General features: G+C 33.0%; 8 protein-coding genes. All 8 read left to right on the top strand.

What is annotated here, in order from left to right; all coding sequences use genetic code 11:
- Positions 1–254 (top strand): hypothetical protein (locus AB4351_RS21885; RefSeq protein WP_372127177.1); only part of this gene is annotated, 254 nt, incomplete at its 5' end.
- A complete protein-coding gene (locus tag AB4351_RS21890; RefSeq protein ID WP_372127179.1) occupies positions 251–3,838 on the top strand; it encodes a glycosyltransferase in 3,588 nt (1,195 codons plus the stop codon). The genes AB4351_RS21885 and AB4351_RS21890, both read left to right, overlap by 4 nt.
- Positions 3,839–3,912: 74 nt before the next feature.
- Positions 3,913–4,872 (top strand): glycosyltransferase family 2 protein, encoded by a 960-nt coding sequence (locus tag AB4351_RS21895; RefSeq protein ID WP_372127180.1) that lies wholly within the window; start codon positions 3,913–3,915, stop codon positions 4,870–4,872.
- A 45-nt stretch (positions 4,873–4,917) separates the two neighbouring features.
- The gene (locus AB4351_RS21900) at positions 4,918–5,307 is read left to right on the top strand and encodes a GtrA family protein (protein WP_372127181.1); all 390 of its coding nucleotides are present in this window, start codon (positions 4,918–4,920) and stop codon (positions 5,305–5,307) included.
- Positions 5,300–6,175 carry a GNAT family N-acetyltransferase gene (locus AB4351_RS21905; protein WP_372127182.1) on the top strand — a complete coding sequence of 292 codons (876 nt, stop codon included), beginning with the start codon at positions 5,300–5,302 and terminating at the stop codon, positions 6,173–6,175. The genes AB4351_RS21900 and AB4351_RS21905 overlap by 8 nt, the downstream gene beginning before the upstream one ends.
- A gap of 14 nt (positions 6,176–6,189) precedes the next feature.
- Positions 6,190–6,909: a PIG-L family deacetylase gene (locus AB4351_RS21910; protein WP_372127183.1), complete on the top strand. Its 720-nt coding sequence runs from the start codon at positions 6,190–6,192 to the stop codon at positions 6,907–6,909.
- The gene (locus AB4351_RS21915; RefSeq protein WP_372127184.1) at positions 6,906–7,760 is read left to right on the top strand and encodes a 3-hydroxyacyl-CoA dehydrogenase family protein; all 855 of its coding nucleotides are present in this window, start codon (positions 6,906–6,908) and stop codon (positions 7,758–7,760) included. Before AB4351_RS21910 ends, AB4351_RS21915 begins: the two co-directional genes overlap by 4 nt.
- Before the next feature lie 86 nt (positions 7,761–7,846).
- Positions 7,847–9,562, top strand: a complete 1,716-nt coding sequence (locus tag AB4351_RS21920; protein ID WP_372127185.1) for a hypothetical protein — start codon at positions 7,847–7,849, stop codon at positions 9,560–9,562.
- Positions 9,563–9,865 lie beyond the last annotated feature (303 nt).

The raw sequence follows: 9,865 nt of genomic DNA on the forward strand, positions 1-9,865 counted from the left end.
TGAATGCAGATATAAGCAAAAAAGAAAAAATATTAAGAATTATAAGGAAATTGGGTTTTTTTTTACATCGCTACCCTAAAGCTCTAGCTTTATTAAAGAAGTGTTTAGGTAAAAATAGATATATTAGAGGTGTTTATCATCGCGCAATGCTTTCAAGTTCGGAAATCGAAGTATCAACAAATATATATTTAAATACTAAAGAACAAAGGATCTATAACGATCTAAAAGTAATGATGGCAAAGGTTAAAAAATGAAAATACTTATAGATCTACAGGCCCAGCAAACTCAAAGTCGTTATAGAGGAATTGGGCGATATTCGCTAGAATTAACAAAATCTATACTACAGCTAGGAACAAATCATGAGTTTATTGTGTTGTTCAACTCAAGTAACTGCGAGGAGTTGGATGATGTAGTCTCGACTCTACGAGATTGTGATTGTAATGTAGATATCAAATACTTCGATACCTTAAAAAATATATCAGAACTAGTTCCCGAACATCAAGGTGAAATTCTTGTGTCAGAACTTATTCGTGATAATTTTATAGAGTCGCTTAAACCAGAATATATATTAGTAACATCATTGATTGAAGGTACGCATGGAGACTTTATTGCATCAGTTAGCGGTCGAACAAAAATACCGACAGGCATAGTAGGTTATGATCTCATACCGTTGACCGATAAAGATAATTATCTTGGTACTGAACAGGCTCAAAGTTGGTATAATAGAAAATGTGAATCAATTTTTCGTTCGGATCATATATTTACCATATCAGAAAGTGTATCGGAAGAATTTGGAAAATTATTGGATATTAATGAAGAAAAATTGGTTAACATTTCTTCTGCGGTCGATGACAGGTTTAAAATTCTAGGTGATGATTATTTAGAAAATAGTATTCTTTCTTCTTTAAGTGTCGATAACGAGTATATACTTTATACTGGGGCCTTGGACTCAAGGAAAAACCTTTCACTTCTACTAGAATCTTACGCTAGATTAAAATCTTCATTGCGCGATAAACATTCAATTTTGTTAGTAGGAAAGTATGATGAACATGATAAAATAAAAATCCTGACGCAAGTAAAGAAACTTGGTATCAATAAGAATAATATTGTATTCTCAGGTTATATAACTGACGAACAACTAGTACAACTATATAACCATGCTTATCTATTTGTATTTCCTTCTAAACATGAAGGCTTTGGACTTCCTGTTTTAGAAGCAATGGCCTGTGGCATCCCTACGATCTGTTCTAATTCAACCAGTCTCCCTGAAGTAATGGGAGATGACGCTGCAATGTTTGACCCTAATAGTGTTGATTCTCTATATCCAATGTTAGAACGAGCTTTGACTGATCAAAACTATAGATCTTGGCTTAAGGCACATGCAGAAAAAAGAACAAAGCTATTTTCATGGGATTATACAGCTAAAACACTTTTGCAAACTATAGAATCTATTGAAACTCATCATAATGAGGTGACTCACTTAGATTATAAAATGCTGATTGAAGAGATAGCTCAGCTCGCTAATGAATACAATTTTGACGATACAACTTTAATACGCGTATCTAAGTGTATTTCGTCTAATCAAATTAGACTGGATAAAAGGGTTCCTACAGAAAAGCTGAACTGGAGAATTGAAGGTCCCTTTGATTCTTCCTATAGTTTAGCTTTGTTAAATCGCGAGACGGCACGAGCATTAGATGCATTAGGGCAAAATGTCGTGCTGCACTCAACAGAAGGTCCTGGCGACTTCATTCCAAATTTAGAGTTTTTACAGAAAACACCAGACATTAATGCCTTATATCAGAAAAGCTTAATGGATAACGAAATGGAAACTAATGAAGTTGTTTCTAGGAATTTGTATCCACCACGTGTTAGCGAAATGAATGGCGAGATCAAATTATTACACCACTATGCTTGGGAAGAGTCTGGCTTTCCTCAACATTGGGTCAAGGAGTTTAATAATCATCTTAGTGGCATGACGTGCCTATCTGAACATGTTCGCAAAATTATGATCGACAATGGTGTCAACTTACCAATGATTACAAGTGGCTGTGGAACAGACCATTGGTTGAGAATTCAACCAGATCAAGATTACTCTGTTGAGGGTAAAGCTTTTAGGTTCTTGCATGTTTCATCGTGTTTTCCTAGAAAGGGCGTTAACATCTTATTGGACGCTTTTGGCAAAGCTTTTACTAAAGAAGATGATGTTAGCTTAGTTATTAAAACGTTCGAAAATCCGCATAATACGCTTATTCAAGATTTAGAACAGAGACGTAAAGATAACCCACGATTCCCAGATGTTGTTGTAATTTTTGATGATATTACTGAAGCTCAACTTAAAGCTGTCTACGAAAGTTGCGATATTTTAGTTGCACCAAGTTTAGCTGAAGGTTTTGGTTTACCTATGGCTGAAGCTATTTATAGTGGACTTGGCGTGGTTACTAATAGTTGGGGCGGGCAACTAGATTTTTGTAATTCCGAAACAGCATGGTTGATAAACTATGAATTCGAGCCTGTAGATAGCCACTTTAATATACCTAACTCTGTGTGGGCGAGGCCTAATCTAGAAAGCCTTACTCAGACATTATTAGAAGTTTATTATACCGATAGGTCAGAGATTAAGAAAAAAATTGATGCTGCACTTAAGTTACTGAACGAAAGGTTTAAATGGGAAGATGTAGCACTGAATCTCATTAACTATGTAGATAAAATCAAAGCATCTAAATTTGATAATAAAAATCTGCATATTGGTTGGGTTAGTACCTGGAATGAAAGGTGTGGTATTGCATCTTATTCTGAGCACCTTGTGCATAAGATTGAGTCTGACATTACAGTATTTGCTCCCGAACTTGAAGATGATATTCAAACTAAGGAAGCATCTAATATTATTAGATGCTGGAAGAACAATAACCGTGATGATTTAGAGAACCTAAAACAAAGTATTTTAGATTCCAAAGTTACAGCCGTAATTATACAAATGAATTACAATTTTTATGATTACAATGCTCTCACTAATTTAATTGAAGAGTTGAAACATCGAAACATAGTCGTTGTAATTATGTTACATTCTACCAAAGATCCAAGTTATGAAAAAAGACTACTGAATATTTCAGACGTTTTAAAATTATGTGATCGGGTTATGGTTCATACTGTAAAGGACTTGAATCGGTTGAAGTACATTGGAGTTATATCAAATGCTTGTATATTCCCACATGGTATTGAACTAATAGAAGAAAACGGTAATAAGTTAAACAAATCAGAAAATAAGAAAAAAATAGTTGCTACTTATGGCTTTGCTCTACCTCATAAAGGTATTCTTGAGTTGATTGAAGCATTTAATAAAATTTGTGATTTAGATGAAGATCTAGAACTATTACTGTTAAATGCTGAGCACTCACACCCATCTTCTGCTGAGTTTATATCTGAAATTAATAAATTGGTTCTAGAATTTAATATAGGAAATCGTGTTAGGGTTATAAACGATTATCTTGAAGAAGAAGAGTCCATTGAATTGCTTTCCCAAGCAGACCTTATCGTAATGCCTTATCAACAAACTGGTGAGTCGTCAAGTGCGGCTGTACGCACTGCGCTCGCTTCAGGGTCCCCGGTTATAGTTACGCCGCTTGATATATTTGATGACGTTAGTGATGCAGTTATTTACTTGAATGGGATATCCCCAGATGAAATAGCAACAGGGATTAAATCATTTATGAACGGAAATCTAGAATGGGATATAGATAAAGCTAATAATTGGAAGTCATACCATAGCTATGACATTGTTGCTACTCGACTACATAATATTATAGGGTCGTTAATGATAAACTCAACGTTAAACTAAGGTCATAATAGGTGCAACAATGCAGCTTTCTATATTCTCCTTTAATCTAAAAAGCACGTTTATAAGGTATACGAATGTTAAGTGGTAAAAAAATAGCAGTAGCAATTCCATGCTTCAAGGTAGATAAGCATATCATGAATGTTATTTCGACTATCGGTAATGAAGTTGATATAATTTATGTTGTTGATGATTGTTGTCCTCATAAAACAGGAGACTTTGTTATGGATAACAATCATGATCCTAGAGTAAGAATAATTTATCATGACTTGAATCTTGGCGTTGGAGGAGCTGTGAAGACAGCATATAGCAACGCGCTAAAAGATAAGGTCGATATCGTAGTTAAAATAGATGGTGATGGACAGATGGATCCATCTCTAATACCAAAGTTTTTAAAACCAATTTTGGATGGTAAAGCTGATTATACTAAGGGGAGTCGTTTTTTTAGTTTACAGTCTCTAATGGATATGCCAACGGTGAGAAAAATAGGTAACGCATGTCTATCATTTGTGAATAAGGCATCAAGTGGTTATTGGAATATTATGGACCCAACTAACGGATATACAGCTATAAACCGAGAAGCCTTATCTTTATTGCCATTAGAAAAAGTTAGTAATCGTTATTTCTTCGAAAGCGACATGCTTTTTCGCTTAGGTACTATTCGAGCTGTAGTTAAGGATATAGCTATGGATTCAGTGTATGAAGAAGAAGAAAGTAACCTGTCGATAAAAAAAGTGCTTTTAGAATTTCCTCCACTGTATACAAAATGTTTTTTCAAGCGAATATTTTACAATTACTTCCTCAGAGATTTCAATGCAGCCAGTATGGAGCTTGTTATTGGCTGGGCTCTTTACATCTTCGGCGTTGTTTGGGGATCTATACATTGGACGAATTCCTATATAGACAATGAAAATACAAGCGTAGGAACAGTAATGATTGCAGTATTACCAATAATAATGGGCTTTCAGTTACTATTAAATGGGCTCAATTATGATATGAGTAATATACCTAAGGAACCATTAAGTGAGCATAACTAGGAATCGACCATTTTTCATTAAGTATAGAGAGCCCAAGTGTTAAATATGACGTTTGAAATATTAAAAATGAATTGGAGTTTTATTATTTTCTGTGTTGTAGGAGGTGTGTCGGCGATAGTTGATGTATTGTCATTAATATTATTGTCAAAATACTTGTTAATTAACGATAATATATCTATAACCTTAGCGTTTTTATTAGGGTTATTAGTTAACTACTTTTTACATACATATTTAACATTTAAATCCACACCAACAAAGAGTAACCTTGCAAAATTTATGATTGTGGTTGCCGTTAATTATCTTCTTACAATATTACTGATACATACTATTATTAGCGTCAGTAATTTTGATATTGTGATTGCTAAGATAATAACATTACCAGTTATCGCAATTATCGGTTATATCACATCTAAAATTTGGGTATATAATGAATGAAGAAATAGTTTACAAATTGATCGAAAATAACGCTGGCGAAATAAATGCCACAGTCAAACTTTTAGAACTGTGTTTTCCAGGTAGTAACAAATTTTCATATGAATATCTGAAATGGCTATATTTTTGTAATCCAGTAGGAGATGCCATCGGATACAATGCATACTGCAATGGGGAGTTAATCGGGCATTACTCATGCATACCTTTACAGGCTTATGTATCCGGAGAAAAAAGCAATGGCTTACTGTCATTGAATACTGCAACGGATCCAGCTTTCCAAGGTCGAGGATTGTTTAAAAAATTAGCTAATAAAACGTATAACTCAGCGAAAGATTTAAATTATAAATTTGTTTGTGGTGTTGCAAACTCGAGGAGCACTCGACTGTTTACTAAGCTACTTCGATTTGACCTAGTTGGGCCACTAGATGTTAAAATCGGTTTCGGAGATTACTTCAAAAATATCACAAAAAGTAAATTGGAAACTAGTTGTATGTTTTTTCCAACATGGAGTGAACAGGCGTTAGACTGGAGAATGAGTAATCCTCATAATATTTCTAAATTAGTGTCAAAAAGCGATTCGATAACTAGGTTTGTAGCTCCTACTCAATATGGTTTTATTGATAACCTAGGTTGTTGTTATAGTGATTGTAGTGTCAGAAAGTTAGAATCTGAAAGGAAACTTTCTGATCTAGTTAGGTTAAAGATGATACTGGCTCTCTGTCCTGATGATGCTAGTAGTACGTACATATCATTACCAGAACGTTTAAAACCATCACCATTGAACTTTATTTATAAAAATCTGTTTGAGAATGATATATCTATTTCTAGTAATAATGTATTTTTCAATTATATGGACTTTGATGCTTACTAATGAATCTTTACTTAATGGCTCACCAAGACGATGAGTTTTTTTGCATCCCCCAAATACGTAGTGATATAGAATCTAATATTGATGTGTTGATTATATATTTAACTAATGGTGATGGTGCAAAAGCGTTACCTGAAGAACGAAATAGGGAAACTTTAACTGTATTGACAGACTTAGAGGTTAATTCTGATTCTGTTGTTTTCTTGGGAACTGACTTATCTATTTCTGACGGTCAACTATATTTAAATATGAATAGAGCCTTCAATGGTTTGAAAAATATTATTCAAGACAAGACTATAAGTAGTGTATATTTTCCTTGTTATGAAGGCGGCCATCAAGACCATGATGCCATAAGTTGGCTAGTTTCAAAACTGATTACAACTGAAACAGTTAACTGTTTTCAGTTTCCACTTTATAATGGGTATAATATATGCAGTCCATTGTTTCGTGTAATGAAAGTTATGGACACGCAAAAGAAATCCAAGATTAGTTTTAAATTCAATTTTTTAGATCTCAAGTATTTACTTGCTTATAAAAGTCAAAAGAAAACTTGGTTAGGTTTGTCTCCCTTTATTTTATTTCGTTTATTATTATCAAGTAAAATATCATTGGTTACTTTTGAAGATTGTTATTTATCTAATAAGCCTCATAAAGGGAAAGTTCTTTATGAAAGAAGAACCAATGTAACATATAATGCTTTTATAGAAAGTGTAGTTTTATTCAGGAAGGCCAAATGAAAATTACAGTCATAGGTAACGGCGTTATGGGCGCTGGTATAGTTGAAACAATATTAAATAACGAATTTGCAAACGAGGTAACGACATTAAATTGGTTAGCTCGCGATGTCGATAAGTTAAATGCTCGTTTTAAATTTTTGAGTAGGAAGCTTACGAAAACTGAACGAAAGCTAGGGATTGAAAAATTTAATTCAAAGGTAGTGTTATCAAAAATAACATTGTCAGATAGTTTTGATACTATCATAGGAAGCGAAATAGTTATCGAGGCTGTTTCAGAAGATATGAATGTTAAAAAAGAAATTATCAAGAAGGTTTCTCCATATATAGATCAAAATGCTATCCTAGCTACAAACACCTCGTCTTATTCAATTACTGAACTTGCCGCACAGACAAATTTTCCTGAACAATTTGTAGGGCTTCATTTTTTTAATCCTGCTCCTATTATGAATTTGGTAGAAATTGTGCGAGGTTTGACTACAAGTGAAGATGTTATTCGCCAAGCGGAATCGTTATCTTTACGTATTAATAAACATCCAGTTATAGTAAACGAAGCACCAGGTTTTATAGTAAATAGAATGTTGATACCGATGATTAATGAAGCTATCTCTATATACGCTGAGGGAATCGCCGACTTAGAGGAAATTGATACTGCTATGAAATTAGGGGCTAATCACCCTATTGGACCGTTTGCTTTGTCTGATTTGATTGGAAATGACGTTGTATTATCTATTCTAAGTACTTTATATACAGAAACTGGAGATTCTAAATATCGACCACACACGTTGTTGAAAAAATATGTAAGAGCTAGAAGGTTAGGTAGAAAAACTAAACAAGGTTTTTATTCGTATTAATATGCTCTGTTTATTATTTATAAATACATTGAATGATTTTACTTTAATGATACAGTGAAAGCAGAATTATCAAGGAGTACAATATAGTGTATCATGGAGAAATGACAAACATGATAAAAAAAAATAAAGAACTGCTATTTCTTTCTATCATCTTCGTTTTGGTTTTTTTGTTTAGACTTTTAGTGGCAAATAGTTTTAACCAACCTTTCATATTTGGTGATGAGTTGTCATATAAGACGATGGCTTATGCTTTCCATCAGTATGGGGATTTTTATCACATACAATCGGAAAAAATGGCTCACACAGTCGATATTCCCAACTTTTTATATCCGCTGTTAATATCTTCTTCATTTTATTTTGTTGATTTTTTACACGTAATAAAAATAATAAATGTTTTTCTTTTAACACTTTCTATAATCCCCGCATACTACATATTAAAGGACCTGAATTGTAAATATCGTTTATTTGGTATTATTTTAATTGCATTATTACCTGGTTCCAATTATTCATTGTCCGTAATGCCTGAGTCTATGTATGCAACCATATTTCTATTCTTAATTATGTTTGCCATGAGAGCATTTAATAGAAAATCATCCGTATATACAGTATCATTTTCTTTACTAACCGGTCTTTTGTTTTTGACAAAACCACACGCTATATCTGTGATTGTCTCACTGGTCATTTTTCTTGTTATGATAATAGTTGTTAGATTAAATCAGAATAGACATAGTGAAGCATTGGTTTTTTTAAAACAGTTAGGGCTAATGATATTTACTATACCTGTTGTAATAGTGATCATGTCTTATATTTTTGGTGGAAGTCTTTCATTTGGCGTATATTCAAATGTAACTGATATTAAGCATGCTTTCGATTTAAATGCTGCTTTTATCAATGCGACTGGTCATATATTTACAATTTTGTTTTCATACTCGATACCTTTGTTTTTTATTCTTTGGTATTTAGTGAATCATAATTATAGTGATTCAAGTAAAGACGAAGATAAGCTGTTGAATTTTTCTTTATTGACATTGCTTTTTTTCGCGTCAGTTTTTGCGATGGTTGTCAAATATACCACGGATATTGGTCCTATGGAGCACTATGCTCGTATACATGCCAGATATTATTATTACGTATATCCATTGTTTATAATTTCATTTTTTGTTTTCTATGAAAGGCTACGTTTAACTATAAGTAAAAGCTCTGTTTTTTTTCTTTTGCTTTATATTCTATTGATTTCAGTTTTATGCGTATTGTTCGTATATAATAATAGCGACAATGTCGGATTTATCACAGATAACATACAGTTTGCTTGGTTTCTAAAATTATCACCGACCATTATTTCGCTTATTTTATTTATAGTGATTATAGCTTTTTCGCTTACAGCTTTTGTGAAAAGTAATCTGAAGTTATTTTTTTCTGTCCTCCTTTTTATATCAATGCTTTCAAACTTTGGATATGTTGAAATGGCAAAGAGATATCATCATGCAAACGCTACTGCTGATTATATTAAGAGTGAGAAAATAGAGAGTGAGTTGAAGAAGTTGGAGGGTAAGGAAGTCGCCATTGTGCAAGTTAACGGATATGGAGTTTTGATGAATACGTTATTTTGGTCATCGTTTCAGTTTAACTATGCCAAGCAAGTTTCATCTCTGGATTATATTTACGATGACATTCCAGTGAATACTGATGCTTTGATTGTCATCAATGAATCTACTGTCCAAATAAATGATTATACGGCTAAAAAGATTGCAGACAAGGTTTACATATACTCGCTACCTGTCGATACGGATGGATATGATTGAAGTAAATCGTAAGTGTTATGAAATCCTCTATGGCGTTATACATACGCTATAGAGGATTTATGTTATGGAGAGCATAGAAAGATTACACTCGTATTGAACGATAAGTCATCTTACAGTTTGGTGACACATATTCTCTTTGATATTATGGCGTTAGCGTCGAGGGAAATGTCACTTTGAATATAATAATGTTTACGATGATGTTTTTTATCGACTTTTGCACCATACGACAGTACATAGTCGAGTTTTATTTGTTAAACTAGTACTTACAGAAAGTATATGTTTGTATACTATAATAATTTAAAT

The organism is Vibrio sp. 10N.261.51.F11 (assembly GCF_041471665.1).
GTDB classification, from domain to species: domain Bacteria; phylum Pseudomonadota; class Gammaproteobacteria; order Enterobacterales; family Vibrionaceae; genus Vibrio; species Vibrio crassostreae_C.